Here is a 20,225-nt window from a genome sequence, read left to right on the forward strand (position 1 = left end):
ACTTAACTAATTTCTATCTCGTCTATTTCTTTCGGAATACCCTTAGATAAATTTCTTCTTCCGTCTCTTGTTACCAAAACATCGTCTTCGATTCTTACACCGATGCCTCTGTATTTAGCAGGAATGTCTTTACGTTTTTTATCAAGATAAATTCCGGGTTCAATCGTGATAACCATACCCGGTCTTAGTGTATCGTTATCGAACGTGTCACCCTTTCCGTAAGGAACCGCATCGTGCGTATCCAATCCAAGATGATGTCCAACTCCATGGAAAAGAAAATTCCTTCCATCTTCGTTTTTCTTAACAAGTTTCAGTTTTCTTAAACCTGCAACAATTAAATCATCACAATATTTTCTCAAATAAGAAAGTTTCACTCCGGGCTTTACTTTTGCTATACATTTTTTATTTGCATCAAGAACAATTTCATAAATATCTTTTTGGGCATCGGTCAACTTCCCCGAGGCAGGAAAAGTTCTTGTAATATCAGCGCAATAATAACAATACTCGGCACCTGAATCAATCAGCACCAGCGAATCTTTTTCAATTACATCCTGATTGGTTTCGTAATGCAAGGTATTCGCGTTGTCTCCCGAAGCAACTATTGTCTGGAATGCCATATCGGAAGCTCCGCGCATTTTATAATTATATTCAAGGAATGCCTGCACCTGATATTCATAAAGATACGGCTTTATCTGCCGCTGTGTATCAATGAACGATTCAGTGGTAATGTCAACAGCTTTTTGAATCTGCGAGACCTCCCAGCTTGTTTTTATTTTTCTCATCGCTCCGAGAATATGAGCAATATCTATAATCTGAAAATTAAATGAATTCACTCTTAAGCTTTGCATGAACGGGGTCAAATATTCTTTCACCTTGCCGTCAACATTAAACATCTCGACAACATCAAGATAAAAGTTCTTATATGATTTTCCCATTATATGCTGCATAAAAACTTCCAAATCTTTAATCGATAATCCTTGTTGAATGCCCAGCTCAGAAGGCACATTCTCCGCACCGAGACGTTTGCCTGTCCACATTTCTGCTTTCTGATTTTTTGGACGGACAAACAAAACTTCATTTACCTCCTTGAAACCTTTCTTTTTATCGTCAATCGGAACCCTGAATTTATTCTGTGAAAGGACTAAAAGAGAATCAGGCTCATTAAATCCCGTCAGATAATAAAAATTTTTGTTTTGTTTGAACTTATAATCAGCATCGTATGAGGAACTTCGCATTGAATTTGAAACAATAATAGCAATGGAATCTTTGCCAATTTTCTCAAGAAGCTTTTCACGACGGGATTTATGAAATTGTTTTTGCTCTTTTGTCATTATAAAAATAAGTATTGGGATTCCCGCCTGCGCGGGAATGACTTCAAAATGTTAATCGTCAAAGGTTTTTTTGTTATCAGGATTAAATTTTTCTATATGAATCGGATAATCACCGGTAAAGCAGGCGGTGCAATATCCGGTTTTAGGGTTTTTGTAAGGAACTGTCTTTAACAAATTATCAATCGTAAGATAATCTAATTTAGTAAGACCAAGCTCATCTTTTATTCCCTCGATATCGGCATGCTGGTTTGCAATCAATTCATTCTTTGAGGGAAAATCCATCCCGTAATAACACGGCGAAGTAACAGGGGGCGAAGTTATTTTTAAATGAACTTCTTTAGGGTTTGCTTTCTTAATTAAATCGACAAGCAGCTTTGATGTTGTTCCGCGAACAATCGAATCATCAACAACCACAACTTTTCTTTTTTTCAAAACTCCCTTAACAATATTAAATTTCGTTTTTACTTTCATTTCCCGCTGGTCTTGTCCCGGTTGAATAAACGTTCTTCCTATATAGTGACTTCGTATTAAACCAATTTCATTCTTAATATTTTTATTTTTCTTAACGCTTCGTGAAAAATATCCCAGCGTTGCAGTATTCGATGAATCAGGAACGTTTATGACAACGACTTTTTTCTCATCCGAGTTAAGCGGATTGTCTTTATCGGGAGGAGGCGACTGCTCTGCGAGAGCTTTCCCGATGTCTCTTCTCACTTTGTCAACCTTTTCCTCGAACACAATGCTGTCAGGACGTGAAAAATATATGTATTCAAATATGCAATGTTTATACTGAGGAACTTTTTCCATATAAATCGACTTCACTTCACCTGTCTCAATTGTATTTCTGTCAAGAATCAAAATCTCAGAAGGCTCGACATCGCGGATATACTCTGCACCGATAATATCAAACGCAGTGGTTTCCGATGCTATTACATAAGTATCACCGAGCTTGCCAAAACATAAAGGGCGTACACCATACGGGTCGCGCACTGCATACATTTTATCATCTGACATTATCACAATTGAATATGCGCCTGTGACTTTTGAAAAAGCATCAAGAATTTTATTCTCGAGCTCTTTCTCCTTGCTTCGCGCAATCAGATGCAGAATAATCTCGCTGTCGGTTGTTGTCTGGAAAAGCGTTCCTTCATTCTCAAGCGCATTTCTTAATGATTTCGTATTTGTAAGATTGCCGTTATGAGAAAGAGCGAGATGCCCTTCTTTGTAATTTACTTTAAAGGGCTGAATGTTCGAGCGGTTATCCGATGCTCCAGTAGTTGAATACCTGTTGTGACCTATTGCCGCATCGCCTTTTAAAGCATCAGTTAAAATTTTATTATTTGCAAAAACAGTATTAACTAATCCAAGTCCCTTATGAATGTTAAAAACTCTTTTGTTTTTTTCCGGTAAATACTGGCTCGATACAATCCCTGCCGCTTCCTGTCCTCTGTGCTGAAGGGCGTGAAGCGCATAATAAGCCATTATGGATGCTTCAGGATGATTGTAAATCCCGACAACACCGCAATTAGATTTTAAAGACGGGTCAATCTTCTTTATATAATTATATTTTGTCATTAAATTTTTATACTGTTACTCTAATGTTGTTTGAGAAAATCCATCCTTTATTGTTCTGCCATGCTTCAATTCTGTAATTTCCCGGCTCATCCGAGTGCCACATGCAATTAAAACAGGTAAGCTCATCTACACAAACACCATTTTTCATTAATCTTATTTTCGCTTCCTTTGGCAAATAAACTTTTAACGTAACTTTTTTGCCCGATGAAGGATTATATTTTATCTCATCACCGAGATTATAAACTTCACCGTCATACTCTGCAAAAAAACGGAATCCTTTTCCATCGCCATGATAATAATTTACAATAAAACTTCTGCCCTCTCTTAAAGCTTTTAGAACTTCCTGCTTATCTTTTTCAAAGTTCTGCGGGTTTCCGGGTGATAACTGGCTTTCTGTGAAAACATGTGTCCTTATTGATTTAAACAAGACCTTATAAGGAAAAATTTCCATCATCATTCCCATTACATTATATTTCAAAGCATGGGCATCGACACCGCCGACTGCAACAACTTTACGTTTTAAATTCAGTTTGTCCCATTTCTTCAACGTTTCTTCCGCAGGAGCAACGATGGAACGAAGCGGATGAACAAACCTGCTCAATTTATTCTTATCAGTCAGCCCTTCCATCCATTCGCTCATATGGTTCCAGATTTCAATCCCGGTAAAATCTTCGCAATCCCAGGCAGTCCACGGATACGGCGGATGGTCTGCAAGATGGTGCCGTTTTTCATCCGGATGAGCAATGAAACCAAATCCCCCAAGGTCGTTTATTTCCTTAACATATTCATTTGCAGATTTAATATTTCCTAAATCACCGTCCTGCAATCTTTCAAAAGTCCCTATTGCATTATCGACACCAAGCACAAGATAATGATTTTTGTTTTTCAAATCGTTCAGTTCATAACCGACAATCATCATTGTCTTGTCATACCATCTCTCCATTCCCTGTTCACGAGCCTTCATCGTATTATGGTCTGTAAGAATGAAATAATCCAAGCCAACTTCATTTGCAAAAGATGCTATTTCGTCAACCGTGCCTGAGCCGTCGGAAAAAACAGAATGTATGTGAATCGCCCCCGAATATTCAAACATTAGATTTTTTTATTGCTGATGTCCATACAAAATATTTATTAACCACATTAGAATAAACATAGTTATAACTACATATAAAAATGCTTTTTTGTGGACAATTCCGATTTTGTAATTAAAAAAAGATAAAATTATTATTAATGATATTATGATAAAACCCAACGGGTATATAACAATCGAAACGGGATTAAAATAAACCGTCGTCCTGAAATCAAGATTTATTAATGCTGCAAAGCTTCTTGATAAACCGCAGAACGTGCAGGGTATTCCAAAAACATTCAGAACTATGCAGGCACTTTCATAATTGCCATACATTCCCGTGAATCCAAAAACATCTCTCAAAAGGTTAAGAACAGGAAAAGTAACATTAAGCAAGCCAAGAATAATGATTAATAAAACTATTCCCCTGATTTTCCATGCTTCTCTATCTGTTATTTTTACTAATCTGAACAAAAATTTTTATTTACCTGAATTAATTTACGGGGAATGAATCCGTGTTTCTTTTTTTTCTAATCATTGAAATCGCAATCGCAGCGCCTATTGAAGCAAATGCGGAATATAAAACCATGCTCCCGATGAGTTGAATAATCGACATTGTCGGGGAAAAACCATATTTGCTGAACTCATCGGAAAAATATTGAAGAATTTCATTCATTTCAGGCGTAACCGGCTGGTTCATCTGCTCCAGCATGATGTTCACTTCGCCGATTGGATTTATATTTGAAAAAAGCAGAATGATAATATTTATCCCCGTAACGATTATAGACGAAAGCACCCCGGACAAAACACCCATAATCACACCGTCTTTGAACTCAATGTTGATTCCCGTATTCGCAAGTTCCTTGTTATAAATATTTGCTGCAATCACGCCGCCGAGTATTGCATTTGCACAGCATACAAACTGCAAAAGATTCACGAACGGAAGCACGGCAAGCAAAGTTATTGTTGCTGTTGAGTAAATAACCGGAGCAAGTCTGTTTGGCTGCCTCATTTAATATCGGACGTTTGGTTTTTGTATTTAAAGTATGACTGAATCTCGTATGAGAAAATTGTAAATCCCGGAATCAGATAAAACGGAAGAACAACCCCAAGTATGAACCCGGTAATTGACCGCGTAATAAAAGTATTATTAAATAAATCGAATATATCGAGCAAAGCATCACCGACCATTAAAACAGCTGCGGTTATAATTACCCATATTGCGGGCATCCTGACATTATCAAGTTTATGTATGAACGGATATAAAATCACTCCAATCAGAAATGCAAAGTAAATAAACGAACACCTTGAACATACACCAAGCGCATGCCCTAAAATATGATAGGAACGGTCATCAATCTGATGACAGACATTTGAAAAGAAAATATATAAAACAGTCGAAACAGATTCAGGGAAACCCTGTAAGCTTGCAAGAACGGGAGTAAGAATAATGAGCGAACACCATATCAAAGAAATGATTAAAATGATAAAATATACTTTCTTTGATAATTTATAAGAGATATTCAAAAACTTGTTTATTTATACAAAAATACCTAATTAAATGCAGATTATAAATGTATCAAAAATGCACAAATTACGTATTCAATTTTGATTTAAGTTAATATTTTTACGAAAATTAAATCGCATTTATTGATTGATTTTTAGACTATAGTTTTGCATATTCGTTAAAAATTCCACTATTTTAAATGTAAGGATAAAATCATGAACATAAACATAACTGCCCGCCACTTCAAAGCTCACCAAACCCTCATCGATGAAATCAAAGAAAAGATAGAATCCATAAAAACTTATGAAGTAAAAGTTTTGCATACGGATGTAATTCTTTCTTTTGAAAAAGCTACCAACAGCATTAAGACTGCTGAAATTATTATGAAAATAAATGATAAGAGTATTATGGCTAAGGAAAGCTCCGATGATTATTCTAAGTCACTTGATATGGCAATCGAAAAAATTGAAGCTCAGCTTTATAAATATGCTGATAAGCACAAAACCAATAAACACCACGTTAAGCAGGTGTGATGTATACTTATATTAAATAAAATTGAATGTCGGATAGATTCAGCAATCTGAAAGAAATAAAAAAAGAATCGATAACTGTTGATTCTTTTTACAATAAATGTAAAGAGCGTTTCAGATTGTCAAAAGTAACTTCAGGAGAAATTAAGCCTTCAAAAACAATTGTCGATAAGGACATTCATCGTCCCGGACTTGCACTTGCGGGGTATTATGATTTATTCACACATAGAAGAATCCAGGTTTTCGGAAATACGGAAATAAGATATTTAAAATCTTTATCCGAAGAAAAGAAGCTTCACACTCTTCAAAAATTTTTCAAATTTGATATTCCCTGCGTCATAGTTACTAATGAAAATGAAATTCCAAAGATGCTTCTTGAGTTTGCTGAGATTTCAGAAACTCCTGTATTCAGAACTCCGGTTCCTACGACACGTGTGGCATACTTAATCAGCGATTTTCTTGATGACCAGTTTTCGGTTCAGGTTGTGATGCACGGTTCGTTCATCGACGTATACGGAATTGGTGTAATGTTCACCGGTAAATCAGGCATAGGTAAAAGCGAAATTGCCCTTGACCTCATCGAACGCGGTCACCGTCTGGTGGCTGATGATGTTGTTGTGGTTTCCAAAAAAGCTGAAAGCGTTCTGATGGGTTCGGGAACGAATCTTGTTCAGCATTTTATGGAAATACGGGGTCTTGGAATAATTGACGTGAGAGCTGTATTCGGGATACGCGCAATTCGTTTTCAAAAAAGAGTTGAAGTAATTGTAGAACTTCTAAATTGGGACCCTGAACGCGAATATGACAGAACAGGTTTGGATACGCAAACGATTAATCTTCTTGGCGTTGATGTTGAACTTATCCGTCTTCCTATTTTCCCCGGTAAAAATATTACTGTAATTGCAGAAGTTATAGCTCTTAATTACCTTTGTAAACACTACGGTTACAACCCTGCGGTTGAGTTTGGAAAGAAACTATCCGAGGAGATTAAAAGTAAAACTAAGGATGAAACCACAGATGAACAGGAAAAATATGACCGCACAATTGAGTACTTTGAGCACGATTTTGAGTAGTAACAACTAATAGTAAAGACGCAATATTTTGCGTCTCATATAAAAAAATATTTTTTTTAATTTAAATAAGTAATAAATCAGAATGAAAAAATTCGGATTATTCTTTATTATTATAGTTTCCCTGACAGTATTAATAACAATAGCGGGCGGCAGAAAAAAGAAGCCCATAATCCAGAGTAATGTAACAAAAATGCTCACACCGCTTCAGGAACCTGATTTAAGCGGCGCAACAGTAGGTGATTGGGTTATAAAGCAGGAAATGTCGGATGCTGAAAAACTGAACCCTGTTGTAACTAATGATGCAACAGCAGATGAGATTATTTCTTATTATTTGTTCGAGAAGTTGCTTGAGCAGGACAGAATTACTTACGAACTTTATCCCCAGCTTGCCAAAAATATGCCGACACTTAGCGAAGACCACCTGACTTACACATTTGAGCTTAAAGATAATGTAAAATTTTCGGATGGAACACCTTTAACCGGCGAGGACATAATCTTCACATTCAAAGCTATAAAAAACCCGTTCACTGACGCCCAGGCATTGAGAAATTATTTTACCGATTTGGACAGGGTTGAGCTTGTTGATGGAGATAAATATAAAGTTAAGTTTACTTTTAAACAGCCATATTTCAGGGCAATTTATGCAATCGGAGATATAAAGATTGTTCCTAAAAAGATTCTTGATATAGAAAACATAAACGATAGACTTAGCTGGGAAATGCTGAATGAAGCAAATGAGACTCTTGACCCTGCAAAATATCCCGAAATGAAAAAGTTTGCTGATTTCCTGAATCAGGAAGACGTTTCAAGAAATCCTAAATATGTGGTCGGAAGCGGTCCATACAAGCTTGAAAAATGGGTAACAGGACAGCAAATTTCCGTTGTCAGAAATAATGACTATTGGAATAAAGATGAAGGAAAAGTTTATCCTGAGAAAATAATCTGGAGAACAATTTCCGACCAGAACGCAGCAATTGCTGCTGCAAAAAACAAAGAAACCGATTTGATGTATGTTATACGTCCAATTGACTTTGTTGAGAATGTAAAAAATCCCGAGCAGTTCGGACTAAAAAAAGCGTTAGTACTTGAACCTGTATATTCATATATCGGATGGAACAACAATAGTCCGTTATTCAATGACCCTAAAGTAAGGATGGCAATGAGTTATGCAGTTGACCGTAATATGATTATAGATAAGATTTTTTACGGAATGGGAATACCAATCCAGTCTCACATATTTTACAAAAGCCAATATGTTGATTCAACATTGCCTGTAATACCATTTGATTTGGAAAAATCAAAAGAGCTTCTTGCCGAAGCAGGCTGGAAAGACACTGACGGCGACGGAATACTTGATAAAGTAATTAACGGGCAGAAAGTAGATTTTAAGTTTACATTCACAAACAATAATAATCCTACAAGAAAACAGACTGCATTGGTAATTATTGACGCTTTAAAACAAATCGGTATTCAGGCAGACATTCAGGATTATGAATGGTCTGTATTCTTAGACAAAGTTAAGAAACATGATTTTGATGCAGCAATAATGGCGTGGCAGTTATCTGTAGGTCCTGAAGACCCTTACCAGATATGGCATTCATCCCAGGCAGACGGTGAGGGCAGCAATCACATCAGCTATAAAAATCAAAGAAGTGATGAGTTAATCGAATTAAACAGAATTACTTTCGATGACAGCGTAAGAAAAGAAATTCTAAATGAATGGCAGGAAATCATTTACAAAGACCAGCCATATACATTTTTATGGACACCTACAGGAAGATATTTATATTCAGACAGATTTAAAAACACAAGATGGTATTCATATCCGAACTCTCCGTTAATGAAAGAGTGGTGGTCATCACGGGATTTAGCAAGATATAAATAATATTAAAACAACTAATCAATGACTGATTATATTTTTAAACGGATTTTGCTTTTCTTCCCTACCCTGCTTATCATAACAATGATAACGTTCGTAATTTGCCGTATGGCTCCGGGCGACCCGACTGAAATGAGAATCGGCGCTACAGGTGAGGCAATGAAAACAGGCGCAAAGAATCAGATTACTCAGGCAACAAAAGAATATTATAAAAAGAAATTCGGACTTGATAAGCCAATATGGCAGCAATATTTTATATGGCTCGGAAATATAGCGCAGGGTGACTTTGGAAACTCATTTAAAGATGACAGACCTGTTATAAATAAAATCCTTGAACGAATTCCTGTTTCCCTGACAATAAGCTTGCTATCATTTTTGCTCATATATTCTATTGCCATACCGGTAGGCATATACAGCGCTGCAAGGCAATATTCCTACGGCGATAGAGCAACTACGGTTTTCCTTTTTATTCTATATTCACTCCCGAATTTCTGGGTAGCAACACTTGCAATTTTCTTCTTATGCAGTCCCGAATTCTGGAATATCTTCCCTACAGGAGGGTTAACCTCACTTGACTATGAAACTTACTCTTTCTGGGGACAGCTTTGGGACAGAATACATCACTTAATCTTACCCGTTCTGATTACAAGCCTTGCAAGCTTCGCCTTCTTATCACGACAGATGAGAAGTTCAATGCTTGAAGTTATCAGGCAGGATTACATAAGAACTGCGCGTGCAAAAGGATTGAACGAAAAAACCGTTATAATGAAACACGCTCTGAGAAATTCTCTTATTCCGATTATTACAATATTCGGCGGTCTGCTTCCTGCAATGGTCGGCGGCTCGCTTATTGTCGAGACAATCTTTACCATTCCGGGAATGGGACAACTTTTTTATCAGGGCATCCTTGACCGTGATTATCCTTTGATTATGGCTGAGCTTCTGCTTGTCGCTGTGCTTACTGTTGTCGGTGTTCTGATTGTTGATATTATTTATTCAATTGTTGACCCAAGAATTACTTTTTCAAAAAAAGCAGCTTAAACTAATATGGCAAATAATCCTGACATAGATAAATTAGAAAACAAAATTGTAACCGAACCAAAAATTGATATAATAAATGCCCAGCCGATTGAAACTGACGTAGTTCTCGGTGCAGACAGGTTGACAAAAGACCAGATTGAAAGCCGTGAGAAAGTCGGTGAATCATATTGGTCTCTGGTAAAACATCAATTCGGAAAGAATCGTCTTGCGATGATTGCTTTGAACATAGTTTTTGTTTTAATTTATATTGCTGTTTTTGCTGATTTTCTTGCTTATAATAAGCCAATATATACACAATATGAAGGTAAAGCCTACTTTCCTATTGTATATGATTATCTTTCTGCTGTAGGGCTTTATAAATGGGACCCTAACCTGATACTTGCCAATTGGAAAAAGTTAGATGACCAAAACTTGCTTCAGAATACAATCTGGCCTGCGGTTCCTTATGCTGCAAACGAAACCGATTTGGCTTCGGCGGTTGTGAAACCCAGCGGCGACCATTATCTGGGGACCGACCCCGCGGGAAGGGACTTACTTGCAGGAATTATCCATGGCTCAAGAATTTCTCTTTCGGTCGGATTCATAGCCGCAGGAATAGCGCTTCTCATCGGAATATCATTAGGAGCTTTTGCCGGATTTTACGGAGGCAAAGTTGATATTGTAATAATGCGTCTTGTTGAAATTTTTATGACGCTGCCTACATTTTTCCTGATAGTAACAATTGTTGCAATTTACGGTTCCAGCATATGGCTTGTGATGGCTGCCATCGGGATAACCACATGGACTGCAGATGCAAAACTTATTCGCGGTGAAGTTTTGAAAGTTAAAAATATGGAATATGTAACCGCTGCTTCCTCATTAGGTTTTAATAACTTAAGGATAATTTTCAGGCATGTTCTGCCGAATGCAATCGCACCCGTTCTGGTATCAGGTGCATTTGCAATTGCAGGTGCAATTTTGACAGAAGCCGCATTAAGCTTTTTAGGATTTGGGGTGAAGGCAACAACAGTTACCTGGGGTTCATTGATTAACGAAGCGAGAAATGCTTCCAACGCCTGGTGGCTAGCAATTTTCCCGGGCTTTATGATATTCATAAGTGTTGTTTCTTATAATCTCATCGGGGAGGGCTTGAGAGATGCTCTTGACCCGAGATTGAGGGATTAATTTTAATATAATTACTTCAAAATTCAGAATTTTTTAGAAATATTTATTGTTGCTAAATAGAACACTAATTTACTTTAAAAAAGTTTATTTCTGCGTTTTGAAGTAATTATTTTTTAGATATATTTGCAAAAAATAATTCGGAGGATTTAAAAAAATGGTTTGGACGCTGGAATTGGCATCCTATTTAGATGATGCACCCTGGCCTTGCAATAAATCAGAATTGATAGATTATGCAACGAGAACAGGAGCCCCACAGGAAGTAATCGATAACTTAGCAGAATTGGAGGACACAGATGAACCGTACGAAAGCATGGAAGAGATTTGGCTTGATTATCCTACTGATGAAGACTTCTTTTACGATGAGGAGGCTAAAGATTTCTAAAAATATTTTTCCCTTATAAAGATAAGAACCCAATAATCTTTTTCAGAGGATTATTGGGTTTTTATTTTGATTACATATTAATTACACATTATTGAAGATTATCCATTCTAAATATTTATTTTTATTATTGATGGTTTTTGTACCCGGGTTATTGTATTCTCAAGGTGCCAATACAGAATTTGACCATCCCCTATCTGTCGATGAAGTAACTTTCAAATTTAATGACGGAGACGAAGAGTTTGGTGAAAGTGCTCTATCGTCGATCATCTTCACAAAATCCGGCGATGATTTTAATTATGATGAGCTCGTTCTCGATATGCAGAGAATTGAAAAATTTTATTTTGATAATGGCTATTTTGATGCTGAGGTTGATACAAGTTTCACTTATAATGATGACACAACTGAAATTTCTGTTGAATTTATTATAACTCAAAATAAACCGTATAAAATAAATAAAATCGAATATTTTGGATTAGATTCCGTTACAGCAGCACCGAAAAACCAAATATTTACACCAAAGGATTATGTTGTTAAGTCCGGACAAATTTATACTAAAAATAATGTAAACATAGAGGTAATAAGGATTTTAACAATTCTCAATAATAATGGTTATGCTTACGCTGAAAAACAGGAAGTTGTGGTGCAAAAAATTATGGATGCAAGTCCTGTCAGAAATAATCTTTTGAATATTGAGATATTTATCAATACCGGGGAGATTTATTATTTCGGAAAGACAACCATAACGATAAAAAATAATATTTATGACATTGATGTAAATGACTTCTACAGGGATTTGCAATATAAGGAAGGAGAACTTTTCAGTAAGGAAAAGTTAGCAAAGACTGAAAATAAAATTGCATCTGTTTCACTTCTCGAAAGCAGCGCTTTTGATACTGCAGGCATTGATTACTCCAATAATCGCATTAACTACAAAGTCACATTAATCTTAAGAAATAAATATGAAGTTGCTCCTGAAATAATAGGAGATTTCATTCGTCAGAAATTTTACGGTGGTCTGGGTGTTAATTTCACCGATAGGTATTTTTTTGGCGGAGGAAGAGTGTTCACGGGAAGAGTCAGAGGTTTAGTTCACACTCTTGAAGATAATTTAATTGGAGGGCTGGCTACTGTAAACCAGCCGTATCTATTTAACAACGAGAACATAAACGGGAATATAAGCGCAGAGGTTAATTTTTATACTGTCGATACCTTCAAAGTAGTTGAGATTAAAAATTCAAACGGTGTTTCGTATGACCTGCCGGCTTTTACATATGTAAATAAGTTAGTAGGTGAATGGCAGCTTATAAATACTAATTTTGCGACTAAATATGATATAACCGACGGTACAGATACCCTTCGGGCATTTAGTGTAAATGTCTTTTCATCAAGAATAAGCTTAACTGCTGTTCATAATGGTCTTGATAATTTACTATATCCGACAAGCGGTTTTTATCAGACGAATAATATTCAGGAAAGCGGACTAATAGGCGGACTGATTGAAAAAATTTTTAACACGCATACATTTAAATATTTGAAGTTTCTCACTATCAATAAATTTTTTATGAGTTTATCGAAAGACCCTCTTGAATCTGTACTGGCTACAAAATTTATGACAGGTATTCTATATGAATATTCCGACAATAATATTTTTGTCGAAAATGATGTTGAAATACGTACTGATGCTCTTCCGACAGATTTCAAATTTACAGAAGGCGGAGCTTCGAGTAACCGCGGATGGCGCTCTCACCAGCTCGGGTTCGTTCCCAATCAGGAAGTCGGCGGAAATTTCATTATTGAAGGAAGCATAGAATACAGAGGAAGACCATTTCTTGATTCTAAAAATTTTTTATTGAAAGATTTAGGATTTGTAGCTTTTGTTGATTACGGAAACGTCTGGGAAGGCATCAAAGATTTTAGAATGAATCAAATCGCAATATCTATCGGTCCGGGAATCCGGTATTATACTGTAATAGGAGCGATAAGGTTAGATTTAGGGTTAAAGCTTTATGACCCGAATCCGGGTCCTGTTGGAGTAACAAAATGGCTGTTTCAATCCGGGGCTAATTGGAATGATAAATATGCGATTCAATTTGGTATCGGAAATACATTTTAAAATTTCATTTAAATGTGGAATAGAATAATAGGACAGGAACGAGTTAAGAAAATCGTAAATACAGTTTTTAAAAGCGAAAAAATTGCTCATTCATATATTTTTTACGGCAAAGAAGGCGTAGGAAAAGATGCTGTTGCTCTTGAATTTGCTAAAATGCTAAACTGCGAAACACCTGTCAACGGTGAAGCATGCGACAAATGTAAAAGCTGTGTTCAAATTAATAACTTCAACTCCCCTTTCGTCAAATTCATAATGCCTCTTCCCACAGGAGGGAAGGATACGGATGATGATGATTCTGTTAATGATTTAAAGCAGGAAGATTATGAGACTCTACGTGAAGAAATAAACAATAAAATCGAAGATATTTATCATAAAATAAGAATTCCGAAGGCAAATTTTATTCGCATAAACAGCATTCGTGACATAAAAAACTCGATTTATCTTAGTGAAGGAAATAAAAAGAAAGTTTACATAATTTCTGATGCGGATATGATGAATCCGCAATCTGCAAACGCATTACTTAAAATTCTTGAGGAGCCTCCGAAAAATTCGATATTAATTCTCACAACATCAAGATTGAATTCTCTGCTGCCGACCATTATCGGAAGATGTCAGAAAATTCAGTTCGATGATCTTTCTCTTGACGAAATAAAAAAATATATACGCTCAAAAGACTCCTCTTTATCGGAAAAAGACCTTGATATGTATGCAGAGCTTTCCGGCGGAAGCATTTATAATTGCAACAAAATCTTATCGGGATACTTCCTTGAGGTTAAAGATAAAGTTCTGGATTATCTTATGTTTCTTCTCTCTAACAAATATTTGAGCTTGGGAAATGTAATCGATAACATAAACGATGGAAAAGAAAAGGAAAAGATGAAACAGTTTCTGCTTTTTTTGATTTACTGGTTCAGGGATTTGGCGCTTTTAAATGCGGGCAACGAAAAAATGATTTTGAATCATGATAAGCTTGACCGTCTGAAAAAATTCAATGAAAATTTTAAAACGAATTTTTTCAAAGTTATTTCTGAGATTGAAGATACTTTCAGAGACATCGACCTTAACATAAATCCTGAGCTTATTTTCTTCAAATTATCCTTCCGCCTTAAACAAAACATCGTCAGAAAGTAACCTGTCAGAAGTTTACAAAAACATTATCAATAGTCCAGTTTGGCTTCACGCTAAGCAGTGGTTCATAATAAACAAATCTTTCACTCGGTGCAAACGGAAAAGCGGAGCCGTAATTAAACCTGTCATCGTTATCCGTATCAATAAATGCAAATAATCTGTATTCTCCGACAGGAATTGCTCTGAACTCAAATTGTTTCTGGTCAGGGGGTTTACTTTGTTTGAAAATTAAAATCCTTGAAGAACTTTCAATAAGATTCAAAATAACATTTGAAGCAATCTCTTGTTTGGAATTAATTGTTCCTAAAATTTTACCTGTTCTGGATTCGCTTGCAGTTTTAAAATTCAAAGTATAGTTATATGTCCCTAAAACTGCATTAAACCTATATATGGTATTGAACCGCAGCGGTTCGGCTGGAATAATCTGAAGCAATGTATCGGAATACCAGTTATAAATTATTCTTATAGTGTTACCTGCCGTGTCCTTTAACGTTAATTTATCGGCAATATCAAATCTTGTAAGCGTATTATTCCTGAAATAAAAATAAAAGTTTTCAACGTTTGCAATATTTTCCTGATTGTTTTGAATTGAAGAAAAAACTCTTTGAGCGGAATCCGGCTTGAGCAGCTCTAAAAATTCTCTCGACCCTATGACCGGCGATAAATCTTCTATCAAAAAATTTGCTCCATCAACTTTCGAAGAATCCGATATAATAAAATCCTGATATGTTACCGCAATTTTTTCAAAATCTTTATCATATAAGCTGTTACGGTCTTTATCGATTATCGCAAAAAATCTGAATTCAGAGGATGGAAGATTAGAAAAGATATAAGTTCCCTCTTTGCCTGTTTGGCTTATGTAATCAGGCGTTACTTTCGAAGGGTCAAGAGAATCCGGATTATGAGTTCTTAAATTATAACAAAATATAGAAACAACATCGTTTGAAGGCGGAGAAACCCTGCCTGAAATACTTCCCTTGTCGATACGGCTGCCAGTTGAAAAAGCAATTACTATAGGTTCATTGAGAGAATTATTTCCACGAACATCTCTTAAATCCTTCGTGATAGTTACATTATACGTCGTGTTCGGTTTGAATCCGCCGGGAAATTCTATCTCAACATCTTTTCCGCCGAAGTTAAATTTAATTTCCGAATCCGGTTTTGGTGTAATAAAAAAGGCGTCCATAAAACTCCGACGTTCGATATATTCATCAAACTCAATGGTGATTTTATTGTCTTTGAAGTTCAGCGTTTCATTTGCAGGATAGATTTTTAATACAACCGGAGGCGATTTATCATCGGGACCGCCTGGAGGAGGGTCCTGATTTGCGCATCCGCAAACCTTGATGAGAAATACAAAAAAAATTATTTTAAGAATTGTTCTTTTCAATTCTTATATGTCTTAAATTCAAGAATCACTTTAGTTCCTTCGCCTAATTTCGATTCAAATTTTATTTTCGCTTTCATGTCATCGAGTGATTTTTTAGTTATTGCAAGTCCAAGCCCCATTCCCGATGATTTCGTTGAAAAATTCGGCTCAAAAAGCTTCTTTTGAGTATCTTTATCCATCCCGATACCGTCATCGGCAATTTCAATTTTGAATTTTCCGTCGATTCTGACCGAATTTATTTCGATTACACCCTTCTTAATTATTGCCTGAATTGAATTTTTAATCAGGTTCTGAAAAATTCTGTTCAGCTCCTGCTTGTCTGCAACAATTTTTGTGTCGCTGTCATTCAGTTCGATTTTGAATTTTATGTTCGGATGGTTTGAATATAAAGAAATTACATCTTCAAGAACTTCATTTGCATAAAGCGGCTCATAGTTTCGCTTCGGAAGCTTTGCAAAATATGAAAACTCGGTTGCAATCCTGTTAAGCTTATCAATTTCATTGGAAATCATTTTCTTGGTCTTATATAGAACCTCATGAAAAGTTTTTTGGTCGCCAGATTTATAAATTTCCGCAAGATACTGTATCGACAGCTTCATTGGCGTAAGCGGGTTTTTAATTTCATGCGCAACTCTTCGCGCAATGTCACGCCACGCTTCTTCCCTTTCTGCTTTTTTCAGCTCAGCTCTCGATTTTTCAAGCTCAACTGTCATTATATTAAATGACCTCACTAAATCCCCCAGCTCATCGTTTCGGTTAATGTCTATTGCAACGTTAATATCTCCTTTGGAAACCTTTTCTGTTGCATTCCTTAATGCAAGAATCGGCGAAGAAATTTTTTCGGTTAAGAAGCTGACGACAATTAGCAAAATTATAATTACAATAAAGTAAATCCCAAAGATAAACGTCAGTGTTTCTGTCAGCTCCTCGTTGATTTCATTCTGCCTGTAAACAAGCTGTGATGAAATTATTCCAACAAGGTTATTTCGCGCATCCCGTAACGGTTTATAACCCACAAGATACGAGAACCTTCCGATATCCTGATTATCAAGAAATAAATCCTTTTTGAGATAAATAAGGTTATATGCTGCTTCAGCGCTTACACGCGTGTCAAGCAAATCTGACTTATAAAGCTCTTCATTTGTTGTGCTTACAAGGCGGTTCTTTAAATATAAATTAAAATTTTTATCGAACTGTGAAATATTCCGGTTAATAAATTCCTTCTGAATTGTTTTTAAGCTGTCCTGGTTTGAAATAAAACTTAATGTAAAATTAATTCCTTTCAAGCTCTCATTAAGCAGATTCAAATCTGATACAATCTGATTTTTCTGGTCAACATCGTTTTTGTCGATGATAAACGACCTTGTATAAATCGCAAGAAAAACAATCGGAATTACCGATACAATCAGAAATGAAACAAATAATTTTTCTCTGAAGTTAAGCCGGAACGATTTATTTTTTAACAAATAATATATTGCTAAAATAAAATACAGAGCCAGAAATATTATAAGCGTAAATAAAATAAACTTCAGATAAAAAAACGTTATGACTTTGAAGTCATCACGTTTGATGCTGACAGAATAAACTTTTTCACCATTGCCGTTTGTGTTTTCATTCTCGCTCACATTTTCAAAATTGCTCGAAAGTATATAAAAAGTTCTATATTTTTCATCGTTTATCGTCTCCATCCTCCACACAGATTTTGTTTCTGAATTTTTAAGATATTCCTTAAAAATGCTGAGTGAATTGACTGTTGATTTTGAGACATCAGGATCAGTTGAGCTTATAATTTCACCGTTCACATATTCAGTTAAGACAGGGTCGGAAATTAATTTATTAAGTATGTTGCTTCGATTATAATTCTTAAATAATTCGGCTGATGTCTGCAGAAGAAAATTCCTCGATTCTGAATGAATCGTGATAACCAAATACCCGAGAATACGGGCGAATGGCGTTCCTTTTAAATCCTGTTTTTCAATCGGAGCAATGCCGACATAAAATTTTTCTTCCGGATTTTTGAGTATCGCTATATTCTCTATTATGACCGGTGATTGCTCTTCGTTAAGCGAATCAAGAACAAGTGTTTCATCACTTAAACCCATTTCATCTATAATATTTGCCGTATCCGAAATTTCAAGCGTATCAAGATTTTTATATATCTGCTGAAGGGAGATGTTATATCCCTTTTCAAAAAAATTCTTATTAAGGAATGTGATAATATCATTCGTGTTAAGCTTTGCATCGTTGATATTAAAATCGCTTAATATTTTTCTGTTTGTATCGAGAATTACTACAGCAGAATTAAAATCTTCGGAATTGAGCTTGCTTTCCGCCCACAAGTAAAATGCAAGTTTTGGCAGAAGATTTTTATCATTCAAATCATTTTCAAACCTTGTAAGCGAAGAAAGATTCATTAATTCATTTGATATAGTAAAATTAATTCTTTCATCTTCATCTTCAGCTAATTTTTGCGCTATAATTTCAACATATCTTGTTTCTTGCGAAGTTATCTTCGTTATTATAATAAACGGAACTATGACTATGCATATGAGAATAAAAATGGAAAAGGTTTTAAGATTTAAGACTCTGTAATCCGGCTTTAATAATAAATTTTTCTTTATGTAGAACACAAAAAGAAATATTGAAACAATTAAAAATATGCGCTGATAATACTCCAGGTCAAAAGAAGGGATAAACCATTCGATTAGCTGGTTTACAATTAAAAATACAATTAAAAATGTGATGATATTGTATCTTTTAAAAAATTCTTTATCCGAGAACAATACTATATTCCTGAATGCAAATGCAATCTGAACAAGAAAAGTTATCAATGAAAATGAAATAAATAGAATGGATAACTGCACCAAAAAAAGCTCTTTATCGGGAATTATTTGAGACCTGTCAAAAAAATTAAGATTGGAATCGGAAATTATAACTTTTATTATCAGCCCTAATGCTTCAAGAACAAAGAAAAATCCTGCAAGATAAACAGCTATCTTAACATTTCTGAACCAAATCCTTTGTTCCTCTATTATCGGTTCGGCGACTTTATATCTATATTGAATTATAACCGAATATGCACATATAATCAGAAGACAAATTGACGTTAAAAATAATGCTCCTATTGACTTTAGAATTCCAAACCCGAACGGTGAAGCGTAAAACGACGGTGAGAAAATATCGCTGTCAAATGACTTAGATGGGAATCCCATCCACAGCAAAAAATATCTTATTAAAATCATAACAAGAGCAAAAATAAAAATTTGAATACTCTTGTTTTGAATTTTGTTTAAAAGCAGAATTGTTATTGTAATTACAATAAACGCGAGAAAAAACGCGAGAACGGAAACATATTTGTTTTTAAATTCAGTTATATTTTGCACGTATTGCTCTTTCTCGAAACTGCTTATGAACAACTTTCCGATTTGAACGTCATTTAAACCAATAATATCAACCGGTATATATCCCGAATATTTAATGGAATCATATTCAATTTTTCCGGATATCGAATTTGCAGTAATTAAGTCTGCACTCACATTCATGTTTTCGCTTATTTCCTGAGTCAACCCGAAGTCAGGAAAAAACTGATTCTTTAACTGAAATTTTATGTCGATTAATTCAGAGGTGAGGCAGACACCTATTACTTTTCCGCCGGGTACTGTTATGGGAGCATAAATAATGTAATAAGTATAAAATCCGACGTTCTTTAAAACAGAAAACTTTCCGCCTGCAAGAGTTTTTTGTAAAAGGAAATATTCCGGCTGCAATTGTCTGCCTTTAAATGCAAAAAGCTCAAGCTTTGTGTTGTAAATCTCAACCTGATAACCGGAGTTAAGATTCAGGTCTATTAAATATTCAAAAGTTTTTCGGAAATTATTTTCGAGAAGATTGTTAATAACAATTGAGTCTTTTACGATGCGGTTTGATAAATCTCCGATTTCATTTTTATAATCATTAAAAATATTCTTTACATCCGAAATATTTTTATTATTTTTTTCCGAGGAAATATCATTCCACCCGGATTCTGATTTATTGATAATAAC

16 protein-coding genes are annotated in these 20,225 nt (G+C 35.4%); 8 read left to right on the forward strand and 8 right to left on the reverse strand.

Annotated elements, in window-relative coordinates; genetic code table 11:
• Positions 1–2: 2 nt before the first annotated feature.
• Genes VHP32_12745 through VHP32_12770 form a run of 6 tightly spaced genes read right to left on the reverse strand, consistent with a single transcriptional unit; the run spans position 3 to position 5,502 of the window.
• Entirely contained in the window at positions 3–1,331 is a 1,329-nt protein-coding gene (locus tag VHP32_12745; GenBank protein ID HEX2788756.1) for an aminopeptidase P N-terminal domain-containing protein, read from the reverse strand.
• A gap of 51 nt (positions 1,332–1,382) precedes the next feature.
• Positions 1,383–2,906, reverse strand: coding sequence for an amidophosphoribosyltransferase (purF, locus tag VHP32_12750; GenBank protein HEX2788757.1), 1,524 nt, complete (start codon positions 2,904–2,906; stop codon positions 1,383–1,385).
• Between the two features lie 7 nt (positions 2,907–2,913).
• Complete coding sequence (locus VHP32_12755; protein HEX2788758.1) at positions 2,914–3,999, reverse strand: CehA/McbA family metallohydrolase; 1,086 nt, start codon at positions 3,997–3,999, stop codon at positions 2,914–2,916.
• 9 nt (positions 4,000–4,008) lie between these two features.
• Entirely contained in the window at positions 4,009–4,449 is a 441-nt protein-coding gene (locus VHP32_12760) for a DUF2752 domain-containing protein (GenBank protein ID HEX2788759.1), read from the reverse strand.
• A 19-nt stretch (positions 4,450–4,468) separates the two neighbouring features.
• Positions 4,469–4,987: a hypothetical protein gene (locus tag VHP32_12765; protein ID HEX2788760.1), complete on the reverse strand. Its 519-nt coding sequence runs from the start codon at positions 4,985–4,987 to the stop codon at positions 4,469–4,471.
• The gene (locus VHP32_12770) at positions 4,984–5,502 is read right to left on the reverse strand and encodes a DUF2085 domain-containing protein (GenBank protein ID HEX2788761.1); all 519 of its coding nucleotides are present in this window, start codon (positions 5,500–5,502) and stop codon (positions 4,984–4,986) included. Before VHP32_12770 ends, VHP32_12765 begins: the two co-directional genes overlap by 4 nt.
• 195 nt (positions 5,503–5,697) lie before the next feature.
• Here VHP32_12770 and raiA point away from each other — a divergent pair, with 195 nt between their 5' ends.
• From raiA to VHP32_12810, 8 genes are all read left to right on the forward strand, one after another.
• Complete coding sequence (raiA, locus tag VHP32_12775; protein HEX2788762.1) at positions 5,698–6,015, forward strand: ribosome-associated translation inhibitor RaiA; 318 nt, start codon at positions 5,698–5,700, stop codon at positions 6,013–6,015.
• A gap of 26 nt (positions 6,016–6,041) precedes the next feature.
• Positions 6,042–7,085 (forward strand): HPr(Ser) kinase/phosphatase, encoded by a 1,044-nt coding sequence (hprK, locus tag VHP32_12780; protein ID HEX2788763.1) that lies wholly within the window; start codon positions 6,042–6,044, stop codon positions 7,083–7,085.
• Between the two features lie 82 nt (positions 7,086–7,167).
• A complete protein-coding gene (locus VHP32_12785; protein ID HEX2788764.1) occupies positions 7,168–8,970 on the forward strand; it encodes an ABC transporter substrate-binding protein in 1,803 nt (600 codons plus the stop codon).
• Between the two features lie 18 nt (positions 8,971–8,988).
• Positions 8,989–10,005, forward strand: coding sequence for an ABC transporter permease (locus tag VHP32_12790; protein ID HEX2788765.1), 1,017 nt, complete (start codon positions 8,989–8,991; stop codon positions 10,003–10,005).
• A gap of 6 nt (positions 10,006–10,011) precedes the next feature.
• Positions 10,012–11,169 carry an ABC transporter permease gene (locus VHP32_12795; protein ID HEX2788766.1) on the forward strand — a complete coding sequence of 386 codons (1,158 nt, stop codon included), beginning with the start codon at positions 10,012–10,014 and terminating at the stop codon, positions 11,167–11,169.
• 154 nt (positions 11,170–11,323) lie between these two features.
• Positions 11,324–11,551, forward strand: coding sequence for a DUF2795 domain-containing protein (locus VHP32_12800; protein ID HEX2788767.1), 228 nt, complete (start codon positions 11,324–11,326; stop codon positions 11,549–11,551).
• Between the two features lie 130 nt (positions 11,552–11,681).
• The gene (locus tag VHP32_12805) at positions 11,682–13,664 is read left to right on the forward strand and encodes a BamA/TamA family outer membrane protein (protein ID HEX2788768.1); all 1,983 of its coding nucleotides are present in this window, start codon (positions 11,682–11,684) and stop codon (positions 13,662–13,664) included.
• A 12-nt stretch (positions 13,665–13,676) separates the two neighbouring features.
• Positions 13,677–14,795, forward strand: a complete 1,119-nt coding sequence (locus VHP32_12810; protein ID HEX2788769.1) for an AAA family ATPase — start codon at positions 13,677–13,679, stop codon at positions 14,793–14,795.
• Between the two features lie 4 nt (positions 14,796–14,799).
• On the opposite strand, the gene VHP32_12815 is transcribed toward VHP32_12810, so the two are convergent.
• Positions 14,800–16,182, reverse strand: coding sequence for an Ig-like domain-containing protein (locus tag VHP32_12815; GenBank protein ID HEX2788770.1), 1,383 nt, complete (start codon positions 16,180–16,182; stop codon positions 14,800–14,802).
• Positions 16,179–19,949: an ATP-binding protein gene (locus tag VHP32_12820; GenBank protein ID HEX2788771.1), complete on the reverse strand. Its 3,771-nt coding sequence runs from the start codon at positions 19,947–19,949 to the stop codon at positions 16,179–16,181. Before VHP32_12820 ends, VHP32_12815 begins: the two co-directional genes overlap by 4 nt.
• Positions 19,950–20,225: the final 276 nt, after the last annotated feature.

Source organism: Ignavibacteria bacterium (assembly GCA_036262055.1).
GTDB lineage: Bacteria > Bacteroidota > Ignavibacteria > Tepidaquicellales > Tepidaquicellaceae > DATAJP01.

Bases quoted from the DNA above. Each gene is read 5' to 3' on its own strand.
- VHP32_12745 (HEX2788756.1), bottom strand. From the start codon at position 1,331: ATGACAAAAGAGCAAAAACAATTTCATAAATCCCGTCGTGAAAAGCTT.
- purF (HEX2788757.1), bottom strand. From the start codon at position 2,906: ATGACAAAATATAATTATATAAAGAAGATTGACCCGTCTTTAAAATCT.
- VHP32_12755 (HEX2788758.1), bottom strand. From the start codon at position 3,999: ATGTTTGAATATTCGGGGGCGATTCACATACATTCTGTTTTTTCCGAC.
- VHP32_12765 (HEX2788760.1), bottom strand. From the start codon at position 4,987: ATGAGGCAGCCAAACAGACTTGCTCCGGTTATTTACTCAACAGCAACA.
- raiA (HEX2788762.1), top strand. From the start codon at position 5,698: ATGAACATAAACATAACTGCCCGCCACTTCAAAGCTCACCAAACCCTC.
- hprK (HEX2788763.1), top strand. From the start codon at position 6,042: ATGTCGGATAGATTCAGCAATCTGAAAGAAATAAAAAAAGAATCGATA.
- VHP32_12785 (HEX2788764.1), top strand. From the start codon at position 7,168: ATGAAAAAATTCGGATTATTCTTTATTATTATAGTTTCCCTGACAGTA.
- VHP32_12790 (HEX2788765.1), top strand. From the start codon at position 8,989: ATGACTGATTATATTTTTAAACGGATTTTGCTTTTCTTCCCTACCCTG.
- VHP32_12795 (HEX2788766.1), top strand. From the start codon at position 10,012: ATGGCAAATAATCCTGACATAGATAAATTAGAAAACAAAATTGTAACC.
- VHP32_12800 (HEX2788767.1), top strand. From the start codon at position 11,324: ATGGTTTGGACGCTGGAATTGGCATCCTATTTAGATGATGCACCCTGG.
- VHP32_12805 (HEX2788768.1), top strand. From the start codon at position 11,682: ATGGTTTTTGTACCCGGGTTATTGTATTCTCAAGGTGCCAATACAGAA.
- VHP32_12810 (HEX2788769.1), top strand. From the start codon at position 13,677: ATGTGGAATAGAATAATAGGACAGGAACGAGTTAAGAAAATCGTAAAT.